Genomic DNA, 26,553 nt, shown 5'->3' with positions numbered 1-26,553 from the left:
TGACCCGATGATGTTCGAGTTGCGAGTGCTGGATGGTTTGCATCAGGGGGCCGCATTGCCGTTGTTTGGTGAGCAATGGGGCATGGGTGCCAACGCGGATGCGGACCTGCTGCTGACGGACCCCGGCATTGCTGAACGCCATGCGCGCTTGCGGTTGATCGACGAGCGTTGGTCGGTCCAGGCCGAGGCTGGGTTGTTGAAAGACAGTGATGGGCAAGTGTTGGCACAAATCAGCGACCTGGCGCTCGATACGGTCTTTTTGATTGGCTCCGTTCGCTTGTGCGTCGCTTCTGCCGATCAGCCTTGGCCACCCGCGCCGCTTCTCAGGCCAGAACGGTTGGTCTCTGAGTCAGTGAATCAAGCGCCACTGGCGCTCAAACTGTCATCCATTTCATCGTCTCAACAAAAAAGCTTGATCAGCCTGGTGTTGGTGTTTGCCGTGCTGGTGGTAGCGGCCGGTATTACTTTTTCCGGTGAGCGCGAGGCCCAGGCATCGCTGATGCCGGTCGTGGCCCAGAAGCCTGAATTGGGCTCGCCATTTGAGGTGCGTCAACAGTTGCTGAAGATGCTCATCGAACGCGAACTGACCCAACGTGTCAGCTTGCAGGTAATCAATGGGCAGATCTCCCTCAACGGTGATGTTTCCCAAGAGGACGTGGCATTGGTGGCGCGCATGCTGGATCGCTTTGCCGAGCAGTTCGAGACGAGTGTGCCGGTTATCAGTCGCGTGCGGATTCGCGACAGCGCACTGCCGTTCAAGATCTTGCAGATTGTGGGTGGGCCGAACGGCCATGTTGTATTGGAGGAGGGACCCCGACTCTTCGTGGGCGACGAAGTGGATGGCCTGCGCCTGGTGTTGCTCGATAACGGCAAAGTGATTTTCGACGGTGCGCAACGGTACGAGGTGAATTGGTGAGCGGCACGCTGCAAGAGCGCCTTGAGGCGTGGCAGCAGAGCCAGTCAGCGGCGCTGAAGGGCTTTACGCCGGTCACGATGCGCGGTCGCATACAGCGCGTCAATGGCATGCTGATGCAATGTCGGCTGCCGCAGGCACGTATCGGTGACCTGTGCCAGGTTGAAAAAAAACCTGGCGATTACATGCTCGCTGAAATTATCGGCTTTGATCAGCAGGATGCGGTGCTCAGTGCCCTGGGCAACCTGGAGGGGGTGAGTGTCGGTGCCGGCGTGGAGCGCCTTGGAGTGCCTCATCGGGTGCGGGTGGGGGATGATCTGTTGGGGCAGGTGCTGGATGGTTTCGGCCGGCCGATTGCGGGTGATGGTCCCAGCGCCTTCGTCGAGGCTGATACCGGCGAGGCAACCCCGGTACTGTGTGAGGCGCCGTTACCCACGGAGCGGCCACGGATCAACCGCGCGTTGGCCACCGGTGTACGCTCGATCGATGGCCTGATCACACTGGGGGAGGGCCAACGCGTCGGGCTGTTTGCCGGTGCCGGTTGTGGCAAGACCACCTTGTTGGCCGAGATCGCCCGTAACGTGGAGTGCGACGTGATTGTGTTCGGGTTGATCGGTGAGCGGGGTCGCGAGTTGCGCGAGTTTCTCGATCACGAACTGGACGATCAGCTACGTGCCAAAGCCGTACTGGTGTGTTCCACCTCTGACCGCTCCAGCATGGAGCGCGCGCGTGCCGCATTCACGGCGACGGCCTTGGCCGAGGGCTTTCGGCGCAAGGGCAAACGGGTGTTGTTGTTGATCGACTCCCTGACCCGTTTCGCCAGGGCCCAGCGCGAAATAGGCCTGGCTGCGGGCGAGCCCCTGGGCCGTGGTGGTTTGCCGCCGTCGGTGTACAGCCTGCTGCCGCGTTTGGTGGAGCGCGCCGGGCTGACGCGTGAAGGCGTGATCACGGCCATCTACACGGTGCTGATCGAACAGGACTCCATGAACGATCCGGTGGCCGATGAAGTTCGCTCCCTGCTCGATGGCCATATTGTCTTGTCGCGCAAACTGGCCGAGCGCGGTCACTACCCCGCAGTCGATGTGCTGGCCAGCCTGTCGCGAATTCTGAGCAACGTTTCCGAGCCTGCGCATATCCAGTCCGGTACGGCGCTGCGGCGCTTGTTGTCGGCATACCAGCAGATCGAGCTGATGCTCAAGCTAGGCGAGTATCAGCCTGGCAACGACGCGCTGACAGACATGGCCGTGGACAGCCGCCAGGCCGTGGATGGTTTCCTGCGCCAGGACTTACGTGAGCCATCGCCGATCGCCACGACCATGGATCAACTGACAGAGCTGACCGCCTATGTCCCATTCTGAAGTGCTGTCGGGTGAAATCGACACCTTACGGCGTCTGCGTCGACACCGTGCAGACCGTGCCGAGCGTGCGCTGCGCGAGGCAAAAAAAGCCCAGAAAACCCTGGCCGCCCACATCCAGCAAGCGCAGGACGCGCTGGAACATACGCGCCAGGAAGAGGCCCGGCAAACTGCGCAGCTGTTGAGTGAGCACCAGGGGCAGGTGCTGGACCGCAAAGCGCTCAAGGCCTGGAGCGCCAAGGAGCAGAACTTGTCGGTCAACACCCGGCGCGAAGAACACCAATTGCAGGCGCTGCAAGGGCAGTGTGCACAGCAAGCCATGGCGGTCGGCAGCGCGCAAAGGCAGGTGACCTTGTGCTTGCGTCAAGTAGAAAAAATTCAAGAGCTATCCAATTTACTGACGCAGGAGCCGATATGAACCACGTTTCAGTCAATCCGCCTGAACACCGTCGCCAACGTGAATCTTCGGAGGATCGTGTCCCCGAGGTCGGCATGCTCGTGCCTTGGGAGCAACGGCAACTCTTTACTCAATTGTTCAGTGATGACCCTCAAGACAAAGGCCATGGCACGTCCCGGGCCGCAGCCAAGGCATCCAGCGATCTCGCCATGGTCGAGGCGTTGACCGAGCAGTTGGCACCTCGGCTGCAGGGTGTTTCACAGTGGCCGCTGAAGGCGACGTTATATATACCGCGTCTGGGGCGGATCAACGCCAGTGTCCGTCGAGAAAAGACCGGCTGGAATATTGAGCTTGAGGCGGAGCAAGAAACGACGACGTGCTGGCTCAATAGCGTACGCCAGCGGTGTGAGCACAGGCTCGCCGCGAGCCTGGAGTTACCTGTGGATTTACGTGTGGCGAATTCGGTGCCGACATGATGCTGCCTTCTCTGGGCCTACTGACTGTCAGCGCCGATGTCGCAGCCGCCCGACGGCGGTTGGGGCGCGGCTTGCGTATGCCGTTCCAGGTTGGCGAACTACAGGGTGAGCTGTGCCTTGAGCCCGGGAGCGCCCCCATGCACATCCAGCCGCTCTGTTTCGAAGCCGCCTGCGGGGTATTGGGTTTCAGCGAGCCTGGGCCGCAACTCAGCTTGATGGGGGAATGCCCGGTGACGTTGGCGCAGGCGGGCAACGATCCGGATTCCTGGTTCTGGGCCTTGTTCCACCATCATCTGAGCCCCCAGCTGCGCGAACTGTTCGGGTACCTGCGGTTGCTGCCAAGTGCCCAAACCTTGAGCTTTGGTTGCCGGTTACGCGTGACCCTCGGCGCGTCCCGCGTCGTGGGTTATCTGTGGCTGTCGGCCGAGAGCTTTCTGGCGTTGTGCGAGGCCGGCCAATGGCGCTCCATCGCCGCGCCGCTGCCCGATCATTTTCAACTGGCGATTGCCGTCACCCTGGGTCATGTGCAGCTAACGATTGCACAGATATGCAGCCTGCAGGTCGGTGATGTGCTGGTCCTCGAGCAGGCCCTTTTCCAAGCGCAGGGCGCGGGCTTTGTGCAAGTCGGCCGGCAGCGGCTGCACGGGGACATTGACGATGACACCAGGGCTTTGTACCTGACCCTTACTGCTATCGAGGACATCTCTGTGGACGATAATTTTGCAGCGCCCCCTTACTCCGAGGATGGGGAGGGCGAACCCGTGGCCGATGTATTTGGCCACGAACCCTTCGATGAGTTGAGTATGGCGCTGAATATACGCTGTGGAACACTCAACCTCACCCTGGGCGAGTTGCGCAATATTGGCCCCGGTTCGGTGCTGGGCATCACCGGTTACGCACCGGGCATGGCGGGTCTTTACTACGGCGATCGGCCCATTGGCCAGGGGCAGTTGGTGGAAATCGACGGCCGCCTGGGGTTGCAGTTGTCCCGCGTGCTCTTCGCCCGATGATACTTCAGGGGCTTGACCCCCTCGTTCTCGCGCTTTTTCTTGGGGCACTGTCGTTGATGCCCATGCTGTTGGTCATCTGTACAGCGTTTTTGAAGATTGTGATTGTGCTGATGATTACCCGTAATGCCATTGGTGTGCAGCAAGTGCCGCCCAGCATGGCTATCAATGGCATCGCCTTGGCGGCGACGCTGTTCATCATGGCGCCGGTAGGCTACGAAATCGCCGAGAGCGTCAAGGCTTCGCCCCTGGACATGAGCAACGTGCAAACCGTATTGCAGACAGGGAGCGAGGCCATCAAGCCGTTGCGTGCATTCATGTTGCGCAATGTCGATCCGGACGTGCTCACGCACCTGCTGGAGAACACCGCCCGCCTTTGGCCCGCGCCCATGGCCCAGGAGGTCCAGCGTGAAGACCTGATCCTGCTGATTCCTGCATTTGTATTGTCGCAACTGCAGGCGGGGTTCGAGATCGGTTTTCTGATTTACATCCCGTTCATCGTGATCGACCTGATCGTCTCCAACCTGCTGCTGGCACTGGGCATGCAAATGGTCTCGCCGATGACCCTCTCACTGCCCCTCAAGTTGCTGCTGTTTGTGATGGTGTCCGGGTGGTCGCGGTTGCTCGACAGTCTGTTCCTTTCCTATCTCTGAGTGGCTTATGGAACCAATCGTACTGTTCAAACAGGGCATGTTGCTGGTGGTGGTGTTGACCGCGCCGCCGCTCATCGTGGCAGTGGTGGTTGGCGTACTGACATCTCTGCTGCAGGCGCTGATGCAGATACAGGATCAGACACTACCCTTCGGGATCAAACTGGTCGCGGTGGGTATCACGTTGATCATGACGGGGCGCTGGATTGGCGTGGAGTTGATCCAGCTGATCAACCTGACATTCGACATGATCGGCCGCTCGGCGCTGAACTGAGGTACCTTCTGTGTTGCTGTATCTCGAACTCTTGCCCAGTCTGTTGGTCGCCATGGCGCGTATCTATCCTTGCGCCTTTCTGGTCGCGGCATTCTGTTTCCAGCACATCCGCGGCATGCCCAGGCATACCATTGTGATGGTCATGGCGCTGATGCCGGCACCTGGCATTCATGCCGTATTGATCGAGCAGGACCTCTCGGCCCTGATGATGGCCGCTTTGGTGCTCAAGGAAGCAGCCCTGGGTTTTATGCTGGGGGTGTTGTTATCCATGCCGTTCTGGATGTTTGAGTCGGTCGGGGCATTGCTGGACAACCAGCGTGGGGCTTTGGCCGGTGGCCAGCTCAACCCTTCGCTGGGGCCGGACGCTACGCCGATAGGGCACCTGTTCAAGCAACTGGCGATTTTTCTGTTGATGGTCAGCCTCGGCCTGGGCGCGTTGACCCAGGTGATCTGGGACAGTTACCTGGTCTGGCCGGCCACTGTCTGGTTCCCGCTGCCTGCGGCTAATGGTTTCAGTGTGTTCGTCGGCCTGGTCGGCGATACCTTTACTCACATGATGCTGTATGCCGCGCCCTTTATCGCCGTGCTGCTATTGCTGGAATTCGGCGTTGCGTTGCTGGGGCTTTATAGCCCGCAGTTGCAGGTAAGTACGCTGGCCCCCCCCATCAAAAGCCTGGCGGGCATTGGTATCCTGCTGCTGTATTTTGCATTGCTGCAGGATTTGATTGTCGGGCGCATGGCGTTGCTGGGGGATCTCAAGCACCTTCTGGGCTTGCTGTTCAAGGCTGCGTCGGCATGAGTGACTCGGGAGAAAAGAAGCACCCGGCCAGTGCCAAGAAGCTGCGCGATCAGCGTAAGAAAGGCCAGGTTGCCCAAAGCCAGGACGTGGGCAAGTTGCTGGTGCTGACGGCGTTGAGCGAGATCGCCTTGTTCACGGCCGACACCAGCATGCAGCGCTTCCAGCAGTTCATGGCGATGTCCCTGTCGCGAATCGGGCAACCGTTTACTCGCGCCCTGGAGGAAGTGCTCACGGAAGGCTTGGTGTTGTTCTTCTCGTTCGGCCTGATGATGGCCGGGGTCGCGATCAGCGTGAAGCTGATCAGCGGTTGGATGCAGTTCGGGTTGCTGTTCGCCCCTGAGTCCCTGAAGCCGGACTTCAATCGCCTCAACCCGTTGACTCAGATCAAGCAGATGTTTTCTGCCCGGTCCGTGATGAACGTGTTGATGGGAGTCGCCAAGGCCGTGTTCCTTGGGCTGATACTCTACGTTGTCATTCGTCCCTCATTAGGGCCTTTGATCAACCTTGCCAACAGCGACCTGCCAACTTATATCCAGGCGCTGATCACATTGTTTCGCCATTTATTGCATATGTGCCTGGGGCTGTTGTTGGTGTTGGCGCTTATCGATCTGGCGCAGCAGAGGTACTTCTTCGCCAAGCGCATGCGCATGACCCAGGTCGAGGTCACCAAAGAGTACAAGGACATGGAGGGGGACCCCCATGTCAAAGGGCAACGACGCTCGCTGGCGTATCAATTGGCTCAGGAAGAACCCAAGGTCAAATTGCCCAAGCTGGAGGAGTCGGACATGTTGGTGGTCAACCCGACGCACTTTGCCGTCGCGTTGTATTACCGCCCCGGCAAAACGCCGCTGCCGCAACTGGTGGCCAAGGGCACGGATGCGCATGCGCGCAAGCTGATTGATCGAGCCAAGGCTGCCGATGTTCCGGTTATTCAATGCGTATGGCTGGCGCGTACGCTTTACGAGAAAAAACTAGGGGCCAACATTCCTCGCGAGACGTTGCAGGCCGTAGCCTTGATCTACCGCACCCTGCGTGAGCTTGACGATGAAGCCAAGCGTGAAACCCTGGAGTTGCCAGAGCTGGAACGGCGCTGATCAGCGTATGGCAGCGTCGTCCAGCGCTTCAAGGTTGGCCAGCGACAGCATCCGGCTGAGGATTTTGTCCAGTGCCTGGCGCTGAGGGGGCAGGGCGTGCCAGATGATCATTGCGCCCTGTTGGTCCAGATAGATGTAACAGCCGTCGAACGCCAGCGCCCGTTCAAAGCGGCGCTCCAGTACCCGTTCCAATTGCCCGGCTTGCAAGGCCATGGCAGCGACTTGTAATGCCACTCCCCGGTGACCGCCGGCATCGCGTGAGCAGAATGAGACCCCTGGGCACAACTGCTGGTGAGCGGGGTTACCGCTCACCAGGTTGTCGATGAGCATCTGGCGTTGCAGATGCTCGTCTGGCGATGTGCCCGTGTTCATCGCTCCAGAGAGACCGTCTGATAGTCCGAGCGCTCCCCGGCGGGGCCAGGTTCGACGCGCATCTGTGGTGGCCACCAGATCACCATCTTATCCTTCGCCGATTGCGGGCGTGAGCAGGAGTCGCCCTTGCAGGTCGGCGTGCAACCTGCAAGAAGCAATACGGCACTCATCAGGGCGGCAGGCAACAGTCTGTGGTTCATGGCGAAGTTATCCGGGTTGGGGTGAGCAGGGAAGGGCGTGGCACGCTGAGATGTTCATCCTTCACGACCGGGCGCATGGCGATAAATACCTCAGCTTCCTCACCCGGCTTGAGCCACGCGCGCGGCCACACGCTGACGGCCAGGGTCTGCGAGTTGCTGCACTCTTTTTCATCGATACGCACGTTGCGGTTGAACTGGTTGCGCAACACCACGATCGCTACGTTGTAGTGCGGGCCGGCATACCACTGGCTGCGCTCGGTGTTCAGCGCGAGCAGGTCGCGGGTGCTGCACAACGTGTTTAAGCCCAAGGGCATGGGGGCCGTCTTGAAAGCCTTGGGCACTTCGCCGCTGACCAGGTGCGCCAGGGTGCTGATGATATCGCTGCGGTTGATGACGGGGTCGTGGGGAGCATAGCGCCGAGCCAAGGGCTTGAGTGCGGCCTGCAGCTCGACCTGATCGTCCTGGGGCAAATAGCGCGAGGGGTCGGATTGATCACCGATGACACGTGGGGTGAGAATGAACAGCCTTTCACGCCGGTTGTTTTTCCGCTCGGTTGAGGAGAACAGCGCCTTGCCCAGCAACGGTATATCCCCCAGCAGCGGGACCTTGTTTTGTTTGTCGGAGTTTTCCGTCACGTGAAACCCGCCGACCACCAGCGAGCGCTTTTCCGCCATCACGGCCTGGGTGCTGACAGTGCCCCGGCGTACATCGGGGCCGAGCCGTTCAGGGTTTGACTCGTCAAAGTTACCGTCCTCGATATCCACCGCCAGATGGATCTGGAAGCCACTGCGGCTGGTGATGACGCGGGGGACCACCTGGAAACTGGTGCCGACGGTGATGGGCAGAACGGTCGCGACCTCGGTGCCGGCCGTCAGGTATTGGGTGCGATTGAAATCAATGACCGCGGGTTGGTTTTCCAGGGTCAGCACCGACGGATTGGACACCATGGTTGCCAGGCCGCGGGCTTCCAGCGCGCGTACATCGGCCTTAAAACGATCACGATGCTCGATCGATAGCTGCTGGGAGGTGCCAGGCGCCACGTTGACACCGCCTCTGAAACGACTGTTTTGAAAGCCCCACTTGATACCGAATTCGTCCAGTTGCGTGCGCTCGATGTCGAGGATAATCGCATCGATTTCCACCAGCTTGCGTGCCACGTCGAGCTGACTGATCAACTCGCGGTACATCGCCTGCCGTTCCGGCAAGTCATAAATCAGGATTGCGTTATTGCGCACGTCGGCTTCGACGCGAATTCGACTGGTGCTGACCGGTGCCCGAGGCGAGATCGACATTCCTGAATCTGCCTGCCCGGGTGGCGATGATGCGCCGAGCATTTGCCCCAGCAGTGGGTTGCTCAGGCGCGGAAAAGACGGCGTGAGCGGCGCGGGCTGGGACGTAGAGGCGGGGCGTTGTGTCAGCCCGGAAAGCGTTGAGGTAGCGCGCGGATCCAACAGCCCCCGCAACATGCTGGCGACGCCTGGGATGATGACTTGTTCACTGCGGTATTGCATTTTCCGGTCCGCCGCGTTGGCGAACTTCAGCGGGAAACTCAGCACGCTCTGCTTTTCGTCTGGCGAACGACGCTGGCTGCTGAATTGCTTGATCTGTTCGATATAGCGCTTGGGGCCGGAGACCAGGACGATACCGTCTTCCGGTAACTCGCCCCAGCCGAAGCGACTGTCGAGCAGGCCGATATCGGTCAGCGCTTGCTTGAGGTCGGCAATGGTTTCGGATGAGACTTCCAGCCGCGCAGACTCCTGCTGATCCAGGGTGCTGATGTACAGGGTGTTGTTGTAGAGATACCACTGGAAACGGTGCTCCACGCCCAACCTGTCAAGCATCGACTGTGGGGTGTTGGCGCGTATCTTGCCGTTGACGCTGCCCTCCAGCAGGCCCTCGACTTGGAGTTGTGTGCCGAAGGTTTGGGCGAAATCTTCGAGTACTTCCCGCAAGGGTTTGTGTTCGGCTTCATAGCCGTAGGCGGTGTTTTTCCATTCGGGGGGGATGGCGGCAAGGGTTGGGGCGGCCGGAGCCAGCAAGCAGGCTACTGTGATTAGGACACGCCAATCGATTCTTCGGGATGAAGTTTCAGGCGGCTCACTGCGTAAGCTGTTGCGCTGATGGGTCTTGTTATACATAGAAGCTTCTCTGATTAGTACAGCAACGAACGTAATGAGGTGGGCGGGGGCGAAGGACAGGCTTTTTTCAGACGCACGACGACGGAGCGCCAGGTATCACGTTGGTTGAGCAAGTGTTCGATGGCGCTGAGCAGATACGACTCGCCAGGTGCAGTCTGGAGACTTTGAACCAGCCAAAGCGCACCACTGGCTGACGCCTGTGCCAATGCACCTTGAAAATGACTAAGGCTGGCAGCTCCGAGCCGCATCCAGCATTGTAGGAGTGCGTCAGAAGGTGGGGCTGACGTCAGCCGGACGCTTAGTAGTAACTGATCTCCCCGACGGCTAAGTACAATTTCGTCGTTATCTTCAAACAAGATGATCTGTTCTTTCCCGCTGTCCAACCAGTGAACAATGATATCTTTCAAATCACTGGAAACTGTCAAACGTTGTTCTGAGTATTTGATGATTGATACGACCTTGCTCTTGATGAGCGAAGTCGGTGTAGTGCACCTGTGTCGACAGCCTATAGAAAAGTTCGAGGTCTCCGGTTTCTGAAGCTTCTTCAGCCACTTGTCTCTGTTGCTGATGGAGAGCACTGCTGCTGTTCAGAAGTTTAAGGGGTAAGTCCTTAAAAAAATTCATAGCGTTTCCTCTTTGTTTTTTTGTATTGTGGTTTGTATGAGCGATTCAGTTCCACGCATAGAAAATTATTTGACACGTAATGTCCGGGAGAGAATAGGGTTTCTTAATGCTATGTGCTGTGCTTGAGCACCGTTTCGAACATTGAGTTCCAATTGATAAAAAAATCCCCCTCGTCTGTCTTCAGAACTAGAGTTTGAGGTGGAGTTCTATCGTTCGCCTGAAGCTGCCATCGCGTGGCCCCATGAATAGCTAGGTACTGTTTTACATACTCGATTTCAGCGGGGCAACAGAATAGCGTTGCGTTGATCTCCGGCATTTGGCTGGCCAGCAGCTTCTTTATAAGAGCCGCCAGGCGGTTGGGCTCGATGGTTTCGTCAAGTATGCAACTGATCGCCTGGTTGGTGATCAAGGTCGCGTAATGTTCAATGTTCCCGAGTATCTCCTCACGCTCACGCTCCCAGCACTTGAGCTGTTCATCAGCGCGTTGCCAGATTTCCACCGTGGCTTTCTCCTGCAGCACCTTACATTTTTCTTCAGCGCGTCTTATCAGCTCGTCAGCCTGCGCATTGGCGCTCACCAAGCGCTGATTAGCCTTGCTGACATCTGTGAGCACTTCCCGGGGGATCAGGGGGAATGGAAGGCTGGTAGCGTTCGTGCGCAACTCGATTTTGTGCAGACAAAGCATCGTTAAATTCCTTGCCCGTACGGGTCAGGAAGCGTGTCGTGGCTTTCCATTGATGTGACGCGCCAGGCGACGGCTTGCCAGAGGGTAGTCAGCCGGCTGCGCACGACTTCGGTTACCGGGGTGCTTTTTTCTATATCGAGCACTCGCATAGAGGGGAAGCGCAATCGAAGGCGCTGCCAGGCAGGGGGCTCTACCCAACTACGTAGCAAATGCAAGGGATCATCGTTGGGCAGAAGCATGTCAGGGGGGAATGCTTTAAAGAGACTCATACACCACAGACGGTGTCCTTCGCTCAAAGAGCGAGCGGTTGCTGGATTGACGGCGCCATGAATCAATGCGAGCGCGAGGTCGAGTTGTTCGGCTGAGGCTAGGGCGAGCACGCGCACTGCGTGGTTAGGCGCAGGAGGCAAGCAGGGGGTAATGCCAGCGAGCTCGCTTGTTGCCAAGACTCCAGTGCGATGAGTCAGATTAATCTCGGGATACAGGGATCTCCAGCCTTCATGGGATGACCTCCAGGGAAATGCCCACCATTGAACCCACGCCAGGTTTTCCTTCATCGTGTGATCGGGACTAGGTGTCATGGGAAGGTCCAGCCGATCCTTCAAGTGCAGGCGTTTGCTGCTGTAACTGCTGCATCCGGTTGCGCCAGAACAAGGAGCCGGCCACCGTCAAAATCAAACCGGCCACCGCGACGATGATGCTGGTCCACCAAAAGCCGAGATCATCTGCAGGTATCAGGAAGGGACCGAAATAGGCCAGTCGCTTTTGCTCCTGGTATGCCGTGGCAGGTACGAATATCACGGTGAGTTTTTGCGGGTTGTCCACTGCTGTCGTCATTCCAGGAATGCTGCTTGCGACCATTCTGCGGACACGCGAACGGATATTGTCGGGATCAAGGCGAGGATCGTGCTTGATGAAAACCGAAGCCGATGCGGGTTGGATCGGTTCTCCTGGTGCGATGCGTTCGGGCAGTACGACATGTACGCGGGCAACGATGACACCGTCGATGTTTGATAGTGTGGCTTCAAGCTCTTGGGAAAGGGCATAGATGTAGCGAGCACGCTCTTCCAGCGGCGTAGAAATAACGCCCTCTTTACGAAATGTATCGCCCAGCGTAGTGCGCGCCAACCTGGGCAGACCTGCGGCCTCCAAGGTGCGCACAGCACGTCCGATGTCGCTAGCACTGACCGCCACCGTCGCACCGCCCTTGACAGGAACTTTTTGCGCACGGATATGTTTATCTGCCAGTTCTGCTATGACCTCATTCGCCTCCTGTTCGGAGAGTTGGGTATGGAGTTCGACACGGTCACTGCAGCCACTCAACATAGAGGTAAGAGAGAGCATGAGAACAAATGGCAGAATGAATTTCATGCTATTTGTTACTGTAGATTGCATATTTTGTCGATGCATTGGGTCGTTTTGCCAAGGCTTTTTACAAGCATTTGCGACATGAATAATGTATTGGAAAGCTCGGTTGGGAATTTTTTCATCACCTCCCTATTGACGTCTTTACTTAATGTTCTTAACTGTCTAGTTATTCTGCTGTGTGTAGTGTCGAGTTGCTCTGATGCCGCTATCAGTAGATTCGACGTGCCAGGGTTGGCGGTTATGGCCTTGGTCGATGTGGGGCGTTCGAGTTGTGATGAAAAAAAACCAATATCTGTATTGGATTGCAAATGGCCTGGCGTTTGAAGGGCGGGGGACAGATCAGCATGTTTGATTGATTTATCGTCGGTTATAAACATTTTTGACCCGGTCGTGTGAAGGGGCTATTTTTATGAAGGCTTGTCAGTTGCAAGCTGCCTTAATGTGTGGCGTCACCTCCCCGACTGATAAGCCGAGGAGGCGATTAAATTACTGCCTTTTCTGCGCGGCAGCTGAGTAGTTGTTGTCGTGCTTGACTTCGTTGCTCAATATCATGCCTTCGACTTGCTTCCTTCTTGCTATTGCCGCCTGTTCCTCCACGGTGCTTCCTTGAGCGTAGGCGCTCAGGTCGTACTGGGCTTGAGAGGAATTGTAAGGGCTGATTGGACCGGACATATGGATTCTCCAAGTAACTAGTCTAAAGGTGCCAGTGCCCACGTGTAATGATATTTGGTATATCGAGTTACAACATGGACCTGGTATTGCCTCGGTGGTCGCCACGCGGAATACAGTTCCGGATCAAAAAAAATGAATGTCTCAAGTTATTTCTTAATTTTTAGTGCGCCGTAGATTGCCGTTGTGTACGTACAACGGCAAGCGCCCTCCGCCCCGCCGCAGGAGTAAGGGTGATGGAGTCTGCCAATTTTTAAGTGGGTGCGATAGCCTTTAACACCGTCAGGCAGCAACAACGGGTTGTTTGCGGGATCACAGCGCCAGACTGCCTGCTCAGACGCTTATGGAGTGACTGGCTTTTACGTATCTGATCAGCGGATCTCGAGTTGTTTCATCCGGTAATATAATGTGCGCTTGGCAACTCTCAATTCGACAGCCGCCTGATCCACGTTACTGCTATTTCGGCGCAATGATTCTTCAATGAGTGATTTCTCTATCTGTTGTAGCCGCTCTTTGAGACCCAATTCAGTTTCCTGATGGTCCATCATCGCCTCCGAAAAGGGAGGGAGACCTAATACGAAGCGTTTGGCGGTAGAGCGTAGCTCACGAACGTTGCCAGGCCAGGCATGGCACAATAATCGTTGAAATAGGGAGTTGGTTGGGAGCGGGGAGGGGTAGTTAAAATACTCAGCCTCTTGCTGAACCATATTCAAAAACAGCGGAATTATTCGGTCTCTGCGATCCCGCAAGGGCGGAAGCCGGATGTTGACCACACTCAACCGAAAATACAGATCGCGTCTGAAATCGCCTTGTTTGACCATTTCATAAAGCGATTGCTGGGCCGACGCAATGATACGCATGTCTACCGGTATGAACCGGGTTGACCCCAGACGCTCCACGCCCCGGGACTCCAGCACGCGTAATAGCTTGGCTTGCAGTGACAATGGCATGCTATCAATTTCATCAAGATACAAGGTGCCCAAATGCGAGGCTTCGATAAATCCTGCGCGTGACTGGACGGCTCCGGTATAGGCACCGCTATTGACACCGAACAATTGGCTTTCCGCGAGGCTTTCCGGAATGGCAGCGCAGTTCACGGCAATGAAGTTGCCCTGTCGCTTGGATGAACAATGAACCCGTTTTGCCAATGTATCTTTACCTGTACCGGTTTCTCCCAATAATAAAATGTCGATGTTGAGGGGGGCGGTACTGCTTAACATACTCTCAATGTGAGGGTCTTCAATGAGTGAGATATCCGTTTCGTTTTCCATGTGTTCGAAGGCCGACATTGAGTGATTACTCCATTATCGCTATTGCTTCACTGCTGAGGAGAGGCGGGTCAGGCTGAACTCAGTAAATCGAAATTCACAGTGATTGTCACTGGTATTTAGTGTGGTTAGTTGCCTGTGTAACGTAGGACAAGTTCTATTGTGAGGGTGTATGGGCGTTGCGTTAATATAAAAAAACGAATGAGTTAATAGGAAAAATCTTAAGGTGCTTTGTGTTAAGTCTTAATGGGGTGTTTTGTGTCACCGGTAAACAGTCGCCCACAAAAAAGCCGATGCATGCATCGGCTTTTTTATCGGGGATGATAACTGCAAATTACGCTTACACGTTGAAGCGGAAGTGCATCACATCACCATCTTTAACGATGTATTCCTTGCCTTCCAGACGCCACTTACCGGCTTCCTTCGTACCCGCTTCGCCCTTGTACTGGATGAAGTCGTTGTAGGCGATCACTTCGGCGCGGATAAAACCTTTTTCGAAGTCGGTGTGGATCACGCCAGCGGCTTGTGGTGCGGTGGCACCCACCTTGACGGTCCAGGCGCGGACTTCTTCGACACCGGCGGTGAAGTAGGTCTGCAGGTTAAGCATTTCGTAACCGGCACGGATCACGCGGTTCAGGCCAGGCTCTTCCAGGCCCAGGGCCTCGAGGAACATGTCTTTTTCTTCGCCGTCATCGAGCTCGGCGATTTCCGCTTCGATCTTGTTGCACACCGGAACCACGATGGCGCCTTCTTCGTCGGCAATGGCCTTGACCACGTCGAGCAGCGGGTTGTTCTCGAAGCCATCTTCGGCAACGTTGGCGATATACATCACCGGCTTGGTGGTCAGCAGGTGGAAGCCTTTGATCACAGCCTTCTCGTCAGCGCCCATGTTCTTCATCAGGCTACGTGCAGGCTTGCCTTCGGTGAAGTGAGCGATCAACTGCTCCAGCAGGCCTTTCTGGACCACTGCGTCCTTGTCGCCACCCTTGGCGTTACGCGCGACTTTCTGCAGTTGCTTTTCGCAGCTGTCGAGGTCAGCGAAGATCAGTTCCAGGTCGATGATCTCGATGTCGCGTTTCGGATCAACGCTGTTGGAGACGTGAATCACGTTCTCGTCTTCAAAGCAGCGGACCACGTGGGCGATGGCATCGGTTTCGCGGATGTTGGCCAGGAACTTGTTGCCCAGGCCCTCACCTTTCGATGCGCCGGCCACGAGGCCGGCGATATCGACGAACTCCATGGTGGTCGGCAGGATGCGCTTGGGATTAACGATGGCTGCCAGCGCTTCCAGGCGCGGATCGGGCATAGGCACGATACCGCTGTTGGGTTCGATGGTGCAGAAGGGGAAGTTCTCTGCCGCAATGCCGGACTTGGTCAGGGCGTTGAACAGGGTGGACTTGCCGACGTTGGGCAGGCCGACGATGCCGCAATTGAATCCCATGGTGTTTCCCCTCGGGTAAAAGTCAGGCCTTCTGGCTGTGCAGGTTTTTCATCGCGCGGTTCCATTCACCGGCGAAGATATCCGGCAGCACGCCGAGGGCAAAATCGATGCTGGCATCGAGTTTTTCCTGTTCGGCGCGTGGCGCACGACCCAGGACGAAATTTGAAACCATACTGGCAACGCCTGGGTGGCCAATGCCGAGCCGCAGGCGGTAAAAGGTATTCTGATTGCCCAGCTGCGCGATGATGTCACGCAGGCCATTGTGCCCGCCATGCCCGCCGCCATGCTTGAGCTTGGCAACGCCGGGTGGCAGGTCCAGTTCGTCATGGGCCACCAGGATTTCTTCGGGTTTGATCCGGAAGAAGCCCGCAAGCGCCGCGACAGCCTGGCCGCTGCGGTTCATGTAGGTGGTGGGAATCAGTAGACGAATATCCTGACCCTGATGCGAGAAGCGTCCGGTCAGGCCAAAATATTTGCGATCGGCCACAAGGTTGACACCTTGGGCGTGGGCGACACGCTCAACAAAAAGGGCCCCCGCGTTATGCCGGGTCTGTTCGTATTCGGCGCCTGGATTTCCCAGGCCAACGATCAGTTTAATGGCAGTCACGACAGGGGCCCTTCCTATGGAGTTGTGGATAACGTCGCCTGACCTGCGTGCGGCGAAAGTGGACGACAGGAGCTAACTTATCCAGAGATAAACTTCGCGTTATCGCCCGCTTTCTCGCTACGTTTCGGTCCGCGATGTTTCCTCAAGCTCCGGCAATACAGAGTGAATTACTCTGCAGCGCCTGCTTCAGCTTCTGGAGCAACGCGTGGAGCGTGAACGTTGGCAACAGCTTTGTCATCACCGTGAGCCAGTGCGACAAACTCAACGCCTTTAGGGGCTTTGAGGTCGGACAGGTGGATGATGGCGCCGATTTCAGCGTTAGCCAGGTCGACTTCGATGAACTCAGGCAAGTCTTTTGGCAGGCAGGAAACTTCGATCTCAGCAATAACGTGCGAGATTTCGCCGCCTTTCTTGATCGGAGCCGCTTCGCCAACGAAGTGTACTGGAACGATGGCGGTCAGTTTCTGACCAGCAACAACGCGTACAAAGTCAGCGTGCAGCACGTGGCCTTTGGCCGGGTGACGTTGCAGAGCTTTGATGATTACGTTTTGCTTGGTGCCACCCACGTTCAGTTCGATAACGTGGCTGTAGGCAGCTTCGTTTTCGAGCAGTTTGGCGATTTCTTTGGCCAGCATGCTGATGGATTCAGGGGCTTTGTCGCCACCGTAAACTACAGCTGGAACCAGGCTTGCGAGACGACGCAGGCGGCGGCTCGCACCTTTCCCCAGGTCGGAACGCGCTTCAGCATTCAGAGTAAAATCGTTCATGTTGTATCTCCAAAATAACCACATTCGCCCCAGCGTTTGCGACCAGCGCTAAAGGCGATATGGGCAAAAAAGCCCCGCCCCAACAGAATGCTGGGGCGGGGCGCTTTTCGTCAGTGAGGTGCTCCGAAGGTTTGACCCTTAGCGGAACATCGCGCTGATCGATTCTTCATTGCTGATGCGGCGAACCGCCTCGGCAACTACCGGTGCGATATCCAGTTGACGGATACGCGAACAGGCTTGAGCAGCAGCGGACAACGGGATGGTGTTCGTCACCACCAGTTCGTCCAGCATGGAGTTCTCGATGTTCTCGATCGCTCGGCCCGACAGCACAGGGTGTGTGCAGTAGGCGAAGACTTTTGCTGCACCGTGCTCTTTCAAGGCTTTTGCCGCATGGCACAGGGTGCCGGCGGTATCGACCATGTCATCAACCAGAATACAGGTACGCCCTTCGACATCACCGATGATATGCATCACTTCAGAGTGATTAGCTTTTTCACGGCGTTTGTCGATGATCCCCAGATCCACGCCCAAGGATTTGGCAACCGCCCGTGCACGCACGACGCCACCAATGTCCGGGGACACAATCATCAGGTTTTCAAAGCGCTGGTCTTCGATGTCATCCACCAGAACGGGGGAGCCGTAGATGTTATCTACCGGAATATCGAAGAACCCCTGGATTTGGTCAGCGTGCAGGTCAACCGTGAGAACACGGTCGATGCCTACCACGGTCAGCATGTCAGCAACGACTTTCGCGCTGATAGCTACACGTGCGGAACGCGGACGGCGATCCTGACGGGCATAACCAAAGTAAGGGATTACAGCTGTGATTCGAGTCGCTGAGGAGCGGCGGAAGGCATCAGCCATCACGACGAGTTCCATCAGGTTATCGTTGGTCGGAGCGCAAGTCGGCTGAATAATGAAGACGTCTTTACCGCGGACGTTTTCATTGATCTCGGCTGTAATTTCACCGTCGGAGAATTTACCGACAGAGATGTCACCGAGAGGGATATGCAGCTGACGTACGACACGCCGAGCCAGATCGGGGTTAGCATTCCCCGTAAAGACCATCATCTTGGACACGCGCAGTACCTAGAGGCTGAGGGTAACCTGGATGAGTATTAGAAAATGGCAGGGGCGGCTGGATTCGAACCAACGCATGGCAGGATCAAAACCTGCTGCCTTACCGCTTGGCGACGCCCCTGTATCTGTTGCAACGAGTGCCTAACACTCGGTTCCTTTTAGAGCAGACTTTGCAGCTTGCGATGCAACATCGAAACGTTGCTTCCCTTTGCTACAAACCCTGTAAGGGTCTCTGTAAGAAGGGCCGAGACTTTATCAGCTTCAGCTTTGCTTGGGAAGCCCCCAAACACACAACTTCCAGTTCCGGTTAATTTTGCTTCGGTAAATTTACCTAACAAATTCAAAGCGTTACGTACCTCTGGATAACGCCTTGCTACAACCGGTAAGCAGTCATTTCGACTGTTTCCCTTGGGAACGGGGCGCACTTTAATGGGAGAAGAGTTACGTGTCAACAACGGATCTGAAAAAATTTCTGCTGTACTTACAGATACTTGCGGCACAAGCACGACATACCACGGCTCTTCGGGCTCTACAGGGGTGAGTTTTTCGCCCACGCCCTCAGCAAATGCGGCGTGTCCACGCACGAAAACCGGGACGTCGGCGCCCAGCGTCAGGCCCAGCTCGGCCAGGCGATCATGGTCCCAACCCAGTTGCCACAGGTGATTCAGGCCCAGCAGGGTGGTGGCCGCATTTGAGCTGCCGCCACCGATGCCGCCACCCATGGGCAAAATTTTATCGATCCAGATGTCGATACCCAGTGCGCAACCGGATTGCGCCTGAAGTTTTTTCGCCGCCCTCACAATCAGATTGCTGTCGTGGGGCACGCCTGCGAATTCGGTGTGCAACTGAATCACGCCATCGTCGCGTACGGCGAAGGTCAGTTCATCGCCGTAGTCGAGGAATTGAAAGAGGGTCTGCAACTCGTGGTAGCCGTCTTCACGGCGACCGAGAATGTGCAGCATCAGATTGAGTTTGGCGGGTGAGGGCAGGGTCAACGATTGTGCGGTCACGTTTATTGCCCCAGCTTGCGCGGTTGCCAGTCCTTGATCACCAGCGTGACGTCAAGGTCGGTGCCATGCAGCTTGATACGCTCGGGCAGCCAATAACTGCCTTGTTGCACGTAGCTCAGGTACTCGACCTGCCAGCCATCCTGTTCCAGCGATGCCAGGCGGCTGTCACCGTTAAGGCTCAGGCGGCTCTTGCTGTCGGGCGCTGGCAGGCCGCGCACCCACCACACTAAGTGCGAGACGGGGAGCTTCCAGCCGATCTGCTGTTCCAGCAGTTCTTCCGGGGAGGTCGCTTCATAGCGGCCCTGGTTGGCTACCTCGAGGCTCACTTGCCCTGGGCGACCGGTCAGGCGTGCCGCGCCTCGGCCCAGCGGACCGGACAGGCGAATGTCGTAGTAGTCCTGGCGTTGCAGCCAGAACAATGTGCCGCTGCCAGAGTCTTTCGGTGCGCGCACCCCGACTTTGCCATCGATCTGCCAGCCATCGATGCTGCTGAGCTGATCCTTGTGTTGTTTCCATTGCGCCGGGTTGCCCTGGCCTTCAACGGATTCGCGGCTGCCTATGCCCGCGCAACCGGCGAGCAGGGCGATGAAACTGAAAACGATAACGTGGCGCAAAAACATAAGCTTAAAGGGTCTCTGATCCGGTCAGGCGCTTGATGGTGCCGCGCAGGATGGGGCTTTCGGGTTGTTCCTTGAGGAATTTTTCCCAGATCTGTCGCGCTTCGCGTTGCTTGCCATTGGCCCAGAGCACTTCGCCCAGGTGCGCGGCGACTTCTTGATCGGGGAAGCGCTCCAGTGCCTGGCGCAGCAGGCGCTCGGCCTCGTCGAGGTTGCCCATGCGGTAATTCACCCAGCCCAGGCTGTCGAGCACGGCAGGGTCTTCCGGGTTGAGCTTGTGGGCTTGTTCGATCAGCGCCTTGGCTTCGGCGTAGCGCGTGGTGCGATCGGACAAGGTGTAGCCCAGGGCGTTAAGCGCCATGGCGTTGTCCGGGTCGCGCTTGATGATCAGGCGTAAGTCTTTTTCCATCTGCGCCAGGTCATTGCGTTTTTCCGCCAGCATGGCGCGGGTGTAGAGCAGGTTCAAATCATCGGGGTATTGCAGCAATGCTTGTTGCAACAGTTTCCAGGCGCGTTCGCCCTGTTTGTTGGCGGACAAGGTCTCGGCCTGGATCAGGTACAGCTGGATGGCGTAGTCCGGTTCGGCATCACGCGCCGCGGCCAGGCGTTTTTCCGCCTCGTCGGTGCGGCCGTTGCTCATCAGGATATCGGCCTGGCGCAGCTGGGCCGGCAGGTAGTCATTGCCTGGGCCGACCTGGGCGTATTCGAGCAAGGCGGCCTGTGGGTCGTTGCGTTCTTCAGCGATGCGGCCGAGGTTCAAGTGCGCCGAATCCACATGGCTTTCACGTTCGATCAGTTCTTCCAGGTAGCCCTTGGCTTCTTCCCATGCCTTGGCTTCCAGGCACACCAGTGCCAGGGAATAACGCAGCTCATCGTCGTCCGGGTATTGCTGGACCAGGTTGGCGAACTGGACTTTGGCGTCTTCCATGCGGTCCTGTTCAACCAGCATCCGCGCATAAGTCAGGCGCAGGCGCTTGTCGTCCGGGTATTTCTTGATGCTTTTTTCCAGCAGCGGAATCGCTTCCTTGCCACGGTTGAGGTTCTGCAGCAGGCGTGCGCGCAACAGGATCGGGGCGATTTCGCCGTCCTCCGGCGGGTTCTGCTCCAACAGCTTCAAGGCCGCTTCGGCCTCATCATCTTGTTGCAGCAGCAGGGCCTTGCCGAAAATCAACTGGCTGTTCTTCGGGTGCTTTTGCAACAGGCGGTCGAAGCTCTTCATCAAACCATTGCGCGTGTCCTGGTCGGTGTCGGCAGCCGACAACGCGAGGAAATCGAAATGGGTGTCGCCCTTGCCCTGCAGGACTTTCTCCATATAGATCATGGAGTCGTCATAGCGCCCGGCGCGCGCCAATTGAACGGCCGCCGCGCGTTGTGCCTCTAGGTCATCCGGGGCGTTTTTCGCCCAGATCAGCGACGTGTCGAGTGCCGCCTGGTCGGCTCCCAGGTATTCAGCGATGCGAAAAGCGCGCTCGGAAATGCCTGGATCCTGGGTGTTGATGGCCTGGGTCACGTAGTTATCCAGTGCAATATCGAAGCGATTGCGCTGGCCGGCCAGTTCCGCGGTCAACAGGCTGTAGACCGTTTCTTCACTGAACGAGGAATAAACCTTGGGCTTTTCAGGGGCGGGGGTGCTGTCTTCTACCGGCGGTGTACCGTCCGGCGACACGGGGGCCATGGCCTGGCAGCCGCTGAGGAAGACAAAAGCAAGGAGCAACGCGGAAGATCTATTCATATAGGAAGAGGACGACTAACCTGCGGTCGGATCATCATGACACAAGCCTTCGGCCAAACATAACCGAGTCTCAGTTGACGCCTTTATAGACACAAGGCATTAGGACAATAGACGACGGTGGTTGTTCTGGATCTTTCGAAGTAGGACAATTGTCGGCTTCCCGACATCATCAGCGATATTGAATGGCCTTCCTTGCACTCGGTATTAACCACAAGACTGCTTCCGTAGACGTGCGCGAGCGCGTGGCGTTCACGCCAGAGCAGTTGGTTGAGGCCTTGCAGCAGCTCTGCCGGCTCACCGACAGCCGCGAAGCTGCAATCCTTTCGACCTGCAATCGCAGTGAGCTTTATATAGAGCAGGAACATCTTTGCGCGGATGTCGTGCTGCGCTGGCTGGCCGATTACCACCATTTGAACCTGGATGACCTGCGTGCCAGCGCGTATGTGCATGAAGAGGATGCGGCGGTTCGTCACATGATGCGCGTCGCCGCAGGGCTCGACTCGTTGGTATTGGGCGAACCGCAAATTCTCGGCCAGATGAAATCCGCCTACGCCGTAGCGCGTGAAGCTGGCACCGTCGGCCCGCTGTTGGGCCGGCTATTCCAGGCCACATTCAATTCCGCCAAGCAGGTACGCACCGACACCGCCATCGGCGAAAACCCGGTGTCCGTGGCCTTTGCTGCCGTCAGCCTGGCCAAACAGATTTTCAGTGACTTACAACGCAGCCAGGCCCTGCTGATCGGCGCCGGTGAGACCATCACCCTGGTTGCGCGCCACCTGCATGACCTGGGCGTGAAGCGTATTGTGGTTGCCAACCGTACGCTGGAGCGCGCCAGCATCCTCGCCGAGCAGTTCGGTGCCCACGCCGTGTTGCTGTCAGACATCCCGGCGGAGCTGGTACGCAGCGATATTGTCATCAGTTCCACTGCCAGCCAGTTGCCGATACTCGGCAAAGGTGCGGTGGAGAGCGCGCTGAAGCTGCGCAAGCACAAACCGATCTTTATGGTGGATATCGCCGTTCCCCGGGATATCGAGCCCGAAGTCGGCGAGTTGGACGACGTTTACCTCTATAGCGTCGACGACCTGCATGAAGTGGTCGCCGAAAACCTCAAGAGTCGCCAAGGCGCAGCCCAGGCCGCCGAGGAAATGGTCAGTACCGGCGCCGAAGACTTCATGGTGCGCCTGCGTGAATTGGCGGCGGTGGATGTGCTCAAGGCGTATCGTCAGCAAGGTGAACGCCTGCGCGATGAGGAGTTGAGCAAGGCCCAGCGTTTGCTGGCCAACGGCAGCAGTGCTGAAGAGGTACTGATGCAATTGGCTCGCGGCCTGACCAACAAGTTGCTCCACGCCCCCAGCGTTCAGTTGAAAAAGCTTACTGCCGAAGGCCGCCTCGATGCGCTGGCCATGGCCCAGGAACTCTTTGCCCTCGGTGAGGGCGCGTCAGATAGCTCTTCGGATAAAAAACCGCAATGAAAGCGTCACTGCTCAATAAACTGGATGTGCTCCAGGACCGTTTCGAAGAACTGACCGCCTTGCTCGGCGATGGCGAGGTTATTTCCGATCAGACTAAATTCCGTGCTTATTCCAAGGAATACGCCGAAGTTGAGCCGATCGTAGCGACCTACAAAAACCTCACGAAAGTGCAGGCCGACCTCGAAGGCGCCCAGGCGCTGCTCAAGGACAGCGACCCGGACATGCGCGAAATGGCCGTGGAAGAAGTCCGCGAAGCCAAGGAAAAGCTGGCCGAGCTGGAAGGCGACCTGCAACGCATGCTGCTGCCCAAGGACCCTAACGACGGGCGTAACGTGTTCCTCGAAATTCGCGCCGGCACCGGCGGTGACGAGGCGGCGATTTTTTCCGGCGACCTGTTCCGCATGTATTCGCGTTATGCCGAGCGGCGTGGTTGGCGGGTCGAGATCCTCTCCGAGAACGAAGGCGAACATGGCGGCTATAAAGAAGTCATCGCCCGGGTCGAAGGCGACAATGTCTACGGCAAGCTGAAATTCGAGTCCGGCGCGCACCGTGTGCAGCGGGTGCCGGCGACGGAATCCCAGGGGCGTATCCACACCTCGGCGTGCACCGTGGCCGTATTGCCCGAACCGGACGAACAAGAAGCCATCGAGATCAACCCGGCGGACTTGCGCGTCGACACTTACCGCTCTTCGGGCGCCGGTGGCCAGCACGTGAACAAGACCGACTCGGCGATCCGCATCACCCACTTGCCGTCGGGCATTGTGGTGGAGTGCCAGGAAGAACGTTCCCAGCACAAGAACCGTGCGCGGGCCATGTCCTGGCTGTCGGCGAAGTTGAACGACCAGCAGACCAGCGCCGCCGCCAACGCTATTGCCAGTGAGCGTAAGTTGCTGGTGGGGTCGGGCGACCGCTCCGAGCGCATCCGGACCTACAACTTTGCCCAGGGCCGGGTTACCGACCACCGGGTCAACCTTACCCTTTACTCCCTGGACGAGATCCTTGCCGGTGGTGTCGACGCGGTCATCGAGCCGCTGCTTGCCGAATACCAGGCCGATCAACTGGCAGCCATAGGTGAATAAATGACCATTATCGCCAGCCTGCTGCGCGCCGCCGACCTGCCCGACTCGCCTACCGCGCGCCTGGATGTGGAACTGTTGCTGGCCGCTGCCTTGGGCAAGTCCCGCAGCTACCTGCACACCTGGCCGGAAAAAATCGTCAGCAGTGAAGATGCCCTGACCTTTTCCGGCTACCTGCAGCGCCGCCGCAGCGGTGAACCGGTCGCCTATATCCTCGGCCAGCAAGGCTTCTGGAAGCTTGACCTGGAGGTCGCACCTCACACGCTGATTCCGCGTCCGGAAACCGAGCTGTTGGTAGAGGCTGCCCTGGAGCTGTTACCGGGCACGCCTGCCAAGGTTCTTGATCTGGGCACCGGCAGCGGTGCCATCGCCCTGGCCCTGGCCAGCGAGCGTCCGGCCTGGCAGGTCACGGCCGTCGACCGTGTGCTCGAGGCCGTGGCCCTGGCCGAGCGAAATCGCCAACGCCTGCACCTCAACAATGCCACGGTACTGAACAGCCATTGGTTCAGCGCCCTGCAAGGCAATGCCTTCGATCTGATCATCAGTAACCCACCCTACATCGCCGACAACGACCCGCACCTGGTGGCCGGCGATGTGCGTTTTGAGCCAGCCAGCGCCCTGGTGGCGGGGCATGATGGCCTGGACGATTTGCGCTTGATCATCGCGCAGTCCCCTGCACACCTGAATGCCGCAGGTTGGTTGCTGCTCGAACACGGTTACGACCAGGCCCCGGCCGTGCGTGACTTGCTGGCGAGCCAGGGGTTTGAAAACGTACACAGCCGCATTGATCTCGGTGGTCACGAGCGCATCACCCTGGGGCGCCGGCCGTGCTGACCGACCAGGAGCTGTTGCGCTATAGCCGACAAATTCTGTTGCAGCATGTCGACATCGACGGCCAGTTGCGCCTGAAAAACAGCCGTGCGTTGATTGTCGGCCTGGGTGGTCTGGGCGCTCCGGTTGCGCTTTACCTCGCCGCTGCCGGCGTGGGCGAGTTGCATCTGGCGGACTTCGACACCGTCGACTTGACTAACCTGCAACGCCAGATCATCCATGACACCGACAGCGTCGGGCAGACCAAGGTCGATTCGGCCATCCGCCGTCTGCGTGCACTCAACCCGGACGTCCAATTGCTGGCCCATCGCACCGCGCTGGATGCAGACTCCCTGGCAGCAGCTGTGGCGAGTGTGGATGTGGTGCTCGATTGCAGTGATAACTTCTCGACCCGCGAAGCGGTCAACGCCGCCTGCGTCGTCGCGGGTAAGCCGTTGATCAGTGGCGCGGCGATTCGCCTTGAAGGGCAGTTATCGGTATTCGACCCGCGTCGCGCCGAAAGCCCGTGCTATCACTGCTTATACGGGCATGGCAGTGACACCGAACTGACCTGCAGCGAAGCGGGCGTCGTCGGCCCGCTGGTGGGGCTGGTGGGTAGCCTGCAAGCGCTGGAAGCCTTGAAGTTGCTGGCCGGTTTCGGTGAGCCGCTGGTGGGCCGTTTGTTATTGATCGATGCCTTGACCACACGGTTCCGAGAGTTGCGTGTCAAGCGCGATCCCGGTTGCAGCGTGTGTGGGACGCAGCATGGTTAAGGATGCGCCCATTGGTGTGTTCGACTCGGGTATCGGTGGTTTGTCGGTACTGGATGAAATACAGCAGTTATTGCCCCATGAGTCACTGCTGTACGTGGCGGATGGCGGGCATATCCCCTATGGCGAGAAAACCCCGGCGTTCATTCTTGAGCGTTCCCGATGGGTTGCCGAATTTTTCCGTGAGCGTGGTGCCAAGGCATTTGTGATTGCCTGTAATACCGCGACCGTCGCCGCCGTGGCTGACCTGCGCCAGGATTATCCCGACTGGCCACTGGTGGGCATGGAGCCTGCGGTCAAGCCCGCGGCTGCCGCAACTCGCTGCGGTGTGGTAGGTGTGCTCGCCACCACCGGCACCTTGCAAAGCGCCAAGTTTGCCGCTTTGCTCGACCGCTTCGCCACCGATGTGCGGGTGATTACCCAGCCGTGTCCGGGCCTGGTGGAGCTGATTGAAACCGGTGACCTGAACAGCCCGGCGTTGCGCCAGCTGTTGCAGGGGTACATCGAACCGCTGCTGGCGGCCGGGTGCGACACCATCATTCTGGGTTGCACCCACTATCCTTTCCTCAAGCCACTGCTGGCACAGATGCTGCCTCCCAGCATCATCCTCATTGACACCGGCGCCGCCGTAGCGCGTCAGCTCAAACGTTTGCTGGGGGAGCGTAACCTGCTGGCCGTGGGCGAGCCTGAAACTGCCCAGTTCTGGACCAGCGGCGACCCGTATCACCTAAGAAATATCCTACCGACACTATGGAAACATCCCGGAGTTGTGCGAAGCTTTGGCTCGTGAAAATTTCGTGAAATAGCGCTGATAAAAGCTGAACTTCCGCCTATGCGCCAGCTTCTATAGCCCGTTAGCCTGTACAAAACCATATAACTTCG

General features: G+C 57.7%; 29 protein-coding genes and 1 tRNA gene. 14 read left to right on the top strand and 16 right to left on the bottom strand.

The window, feature by feature from the left end:
* Positions 1 to 10: 10 nt before the first annotated feature.
* From M5B43_RS04885 to sctU, 9 genes are read left to right on the top strand one after another with little or no spacing between them, the layout of a single operon-like run.
* A complete protein-coding gene (locus tag M5B43_RS04885) occupies positions 11 to 916 on the top strand; it encodes an FHA domain-containing protein (protein ID WP_248749025.1) in 906 nt (301 codons plus the stop codon).
* Positions 913 to 2,271: a FliI/YscN family ATPase gene (locus M5B43_RS04880; RefSeq protein ID WP_349292354.1), complete on the top strand. Its 1,359-nt coding sequence runs from the start codon at positions 913 to 915 to the stop codon at positions 2,269 to 2,271. Before M5B43_RS04885 ends, M5B43_RS04880 begins: the two co-directional genes overlap by 4 nt.
* Positions 2,258 to 2,686: a YscO family type III secretion system apparatus protein gene (locus M5B43_RS04875; RefSeq protein WP_248749024.1), complete on the top strand. Its 429-nt coding sequence runs from the start codon at positions 2,258 to 2,260 to the stop codon at positions 2,684 to 2,686. The genes M5B43_RS04880 and M5B43_RS04875 overlap by 14 nt, the downstream gene beginning before the upstream one ends.
* Positions 2,683 to 3,141 carry a type III secretion system HrpP C-terminal domain-containing protein gene (locus M5B43_RS04870; RefSeq protein WP_248749023.1) on the top strand — a complete coding sequence of 153 codons (459 nt, stop codon included), beginning with the start codon at positions 2,683 to 2,685 and terminating at the stop codon, positions 3,139 to 3,141. The genes M5B43_RS04875 and M5B43_RS04870 overlap by 4 nt, the downstream gene beginning before the upstream one ends.
* On the top strand, positions 3,138 to 4,151 hold the full coding sequence (locus M5B43_RS04865; RefSeq protein WP_248749022.1) for a FliM/FliN family flagellar motor switch protein: 1,014 nt from the start codon (positions 3,138 to 3,140) through the stop codon (positions 4,149 to 4,151). Before M5B43_RS04870 ends, M5B43_RS04865 begins: the two co-directional genes overlap by 4 nt.
* Complete coding sequence (gene sctR / locus M5B43_RS04860) at positions 4,148 to 4,801, top strand: type III secretion system export apparatus subunit SctR (protein WP_248749021.1); 654 nt, start codon at positions 4,148 to 4,150, stop codon at positions 4,799 to 4,801. Before M5B43_RS04865 ends, sctR begins: the two co-directional genes overlap by 4 nt.
* Positions 4,802 to 4,808: 7 nt before the next feature.
* The gene (gene sctS / locus M5B43_RS04855) at positions 4,809 to 5,072 is read left to right on the top strand and encodes a type III secretion system export apparatus subunit SctS (protein WP_248749020.1); all 264 of its coding nucleotides are present in this window, start codon (positions 4,809 to 4,811) and stop codon (positions 5,070 to 5,072) included.
* A gap of 10 nt (positions 5,073 to 5,082) precedes the next feature.
* Entirely contained in the window at positions 5,083 to 5,871 is a 789-nt protein-coding gene (gene sctT / locus M5B43_RS04850; RefSeq protein ID WP_248749019.1) for a type III secretion system export apparatus subunit SctT, read from the top strand.
* Positions 5,868 to 6,965, top strand: a complete 1,098-nt coding sequence (sctU, locus tag M5B43_RS04845) for a type III secretion system export apparatus subunit SctU (RefSeq protein ID WP_248749018.1) — start codon at positions 5,868 to 5,870, stop codon at positions 6,963 to 6,965. The genes sctT and sctU overlap by 4 nt, the downstream gene beginning before the upstream one ends.
* Here sctU and M5B43_RS04840 read toward each other — a convergent pair whose 3' ends face one another.
* From M5B43_RS04840 to M5B43_RS04765, 16 genes are all read right to left on the bottom strand, one after another.
* Positions 6,966 to 7,337: a transcriptional regulator gene (locus tag M5B43_RS04840; protein ID WP_248749017.1), complete on the bottom strand. Its 372-nt coding sequence runs from the start codon at positions 7,335 to 7,337 to the stop codon at positions 6,966 to 6,968.
* Complete coding sequence (gene hrpT, locus M5B43_RS04835; RefSeq protein WP_248749016.1) at positions 7,334 to 7,537, bottom strand: HrpT family type III secretion system protein; 204 nt, start codon at positions 7,535 to 7,537, stop codon at positions 7,334 to 7,336. Before hrpT ends, M5B43_RS04840 begins: the two co-directional genes overlap by 4 nt.
* Positions 7,534 to 9,675, bottom strand: coding sequence for a type III secretion system outer membrane ring subunit SctC (gene sctC, locus M5B43_RS04830; protein WP_248749015.1), 2,142 nt, complete (start codon positions 9,673 to 9,675; stop codon positions 7,534 to 7,536). Before sctC ends, hrpT begins: the two co-directional genes overlap by 4 nt.
* Positions 9,676 to 9,689: 14 nt before the next feature.
* Positions 9,690 to 10,253 carry a CesT family type III secretion system chaperone gene (locus M5B43_RS27325; protein ID WP_248749014.1) on the bottom strand — a complete coding sequence of 188 codons (564 nt, stop codon included), beginning with the start codon at positions 10,251 to 10,253 and terminating at the stop codon, positions 9,690 to 9,692.
* 155 nt (positions 10,254 to 10,408) lie between these two features.
* The gene (gene sctL / locus M5B43_RS04820; protein ID WP_248749013.1) at positions 10,409 to 10,984 is read right to left on the bottom strand and encodes a type III secretion system stator protein SctL; all 576 of its coding nucleotides are present in this window, start codon (positions 10,982 to 10,984) and stop codon (positions 10,409 to 10,411) included.
* A 570-nt stretch (positions 10,985 to 11,554) separates the two neighbouring features.
* Entirely contained in the window at positions 11,555 to 12,355 is an 801-nt protein-coding gene (gene sctJ / locus M5B43_RS04815) for a type III secretion system inner membrane ring lipoprotein SctJ (protein ID WP_248749012.1), read from the bottom strand.
* A 483-nt stretch (positions 12,356 to 12,838) separates the two neighbouring features.
* Positions 12,839 to 13,024 (bottom strand): hypothetical protein, encoded by a 186-nt coding sequence (locus M5B43_RS04810; protein ID WP_248749011.1) that lies wholly within the window; start codon positions 13,022 to 13,024, stop codon positions 12,839 to 12,841.
* Positions 13,025 to 13,392: 368 nt separating this feature from the next.
* Positions 13,393 to 14,310: a sigma-54 dependent transcriptional regulator gene (locus M5B43_RS04805; RefSeq protein ID WP_248749010.1), complete on the bottom strand. Its 918-nt coding sequence runs from the start codon at positions 14,308 to 14,310 to the stop codon at positions 13,393 to 13,395.
* A gap of 319 nt (positions 14,311 to 14,629) precedes the next feature.
* Positions 14,630 to 15,730, bottom strand: coding sequence for a redox-regulated ATPase YchF (ychF, locus tag M5B43_RS04800; RefSeq protein ID WP_248749009.1), 1,101 nt, complete (start codon positions 15,728 to 15,730; stop codon positions 14,630 to 14,632).
* 22 nt (positions 15,731 to 15,752) lie between these two features.
* Positions 15,753 to 16,337, bottom strand: a complete 585-nt coding sequence (pth, locus tag M5B43_RS04795) for an aminoacyl-tRNA hydrolase (protein ID WP_248749008.1) — start codon at positions 16,335 to 16,337, stop codon at positions 15,753 to 15,755.
* 167 nt (positions 16,338 to 16,504) lie between these two features.
* On the bottom strand, positions 16,505 to 17,104 hold the full coding sequence (locus M5B43_RS04790) for a 50S ribosomal protein L25/general stress protein Ctc (protein WP_248749007.1): 600 nt from the start codon (positions 17,102 to 17,104) through the stop codon (positions 16,505 to 16,507).
* Between the two features lie 138 nt (positions 17,105 to 17,242).
* A complete protein-coding gene (locus M5B43_RS04785; protein WP_003208392.1) occupies positions 17,243 to 18,184 on the bottom strand; it encodes a ribose-phosphate pyrophosphokinase in 942 nt (313 codons plus the stop codon).
* A gap of 46 nt (positions 18,185 to 18,230) precedes the next feature.
* Positions 18,231 to 18,305: transfer RNA gene (locus M5B43_RS04780), tRNA-Gln, on the bottom strand.
* 37 nt (positions 18,306 to 18,342) lie between these two features.
* Positions 18,343 to 19,194, bottom strand: a complete 852-nt coding sequence (gene ispE / locus M5B43_RS04775) for a 4-(cytidine 5'-diphospho)-2-C-methyl-D-erythritol kinase (RefSeq protein WP_349292353.1) — start codon at positions 19,192 to 19,194, stop codon at positions 18,343 to 18,345.
* A 2-nt stretch (positions 19,195 to 19,196) separates the two neighbouring features.
* Positions 19,197 to 19,814 (bottom strand): lipoprotein insertase outer membrane protein LolB, encoded by a 618-nt coding sequence (lolB, locus tag M5B43_RS04770; RefSeq protein WP_248749006.1) that lies wholly within the window; start codon positions 19,812 to 19,814, stop codon positions 19,197 to 19,199.
* Between the two features lie 4 nt (positions 19,815 to 19,818).
* The gene (locus M5B43_RS04765; RefSeq protein WP_248749005.1) at positions 19,819 to 21,543 is read right to left on the bottom strand and encodes a tetratricopeptide repeat protein; all 1,725 of its coding nucleotides are present in this window, start codon (positions 21,541 to 21,543) and stop codon (positions 19,819 to 19,821) included.
* Positions 21,544 to 21,725: 182 nt separating this feature from the next.
* Here M5B43_RS04765 and hemA point away from each other — a divergent pair, with 182 nt between their 5' ends.
* The 5 genes from hemA to murI are packed head-to-tail and all read left to right on the top strand — an operon-like array spanning position 21,726 to position 26,461.
* Positions 21,726 to 23,015, top strand: coding sequence for a glutamyl-tRNA reductase (hemA, locus tag M5B43_RS04760; RefSeq protein ID WP_248749004.1), 1,290 nt, complete (start codon positions 21,726 to 21,728; stop codon positions 23,013 to 23,015).
* On the top strand, positions 23,012 to 24,094 hold the full coding sequence (gene prfA, locus M5B43_RS04755; RefSeq protein WP_027606884.1) for a peptide chain release factor 1: 1,083 nt from the start codon (positions 23,012 to 23,014) through the stop codon (positions 24,092 to 24,094). Before hemA ends, prfA begins: the two co-directional genes overlap by 4 nt.
* Positions 24,095 to 24,925, top strand: a complete 831-nt coding sequence (prmC, locus tag M5B43_RS04750) for a peptide chain release factor N(5)-glutamine methyltransferase (RefSeq protein WP_248749003.1) — start codon at positions 24,095 to 24,097, stop codon at positions 24,923 to 24,925.
* Entirely contained in the window at positions 24,919 to 25,674 is a 756-nt protein-coding gene (locus tag M5B43_RS04745; protein WP_248749002.1) for a molybdopterin-synthase adenylyltransferase MoeB, read from the top strand. The genes prmC and M5B43_RS04745 overlap by 7 nt, the downstream gene beginning before the upstream one ends.
* Entirely contained in the window at positions 25,667 to 26,461 is a 795-nt protein-coding gene (gene murI / locus M5B43_RS04740) for a glutamate racemase (protein WP_248749001.1), read from the top strand. Before M5B43_RS04745 ends, murI begins: the two co-directional genes overlap by 8 nt.
* The last annotated feature ends 92 nt before the right edge of the window (positions 26,462 to 26,553 follow it).

Origin of the sequence: Pseudomonas sp. MWU15-20650 (assembly GCF_023242475.1) — a bacterium.
Classification (GTDB): Bacteria; Pseudomonadota; Gammaproteobacteria; order Pseudomonadales; family Pseudomonadaceae; genus Aquipseudomonas.
This window is presented reverse-complemented; position numbering and strand designations above follow the sequence as displayed.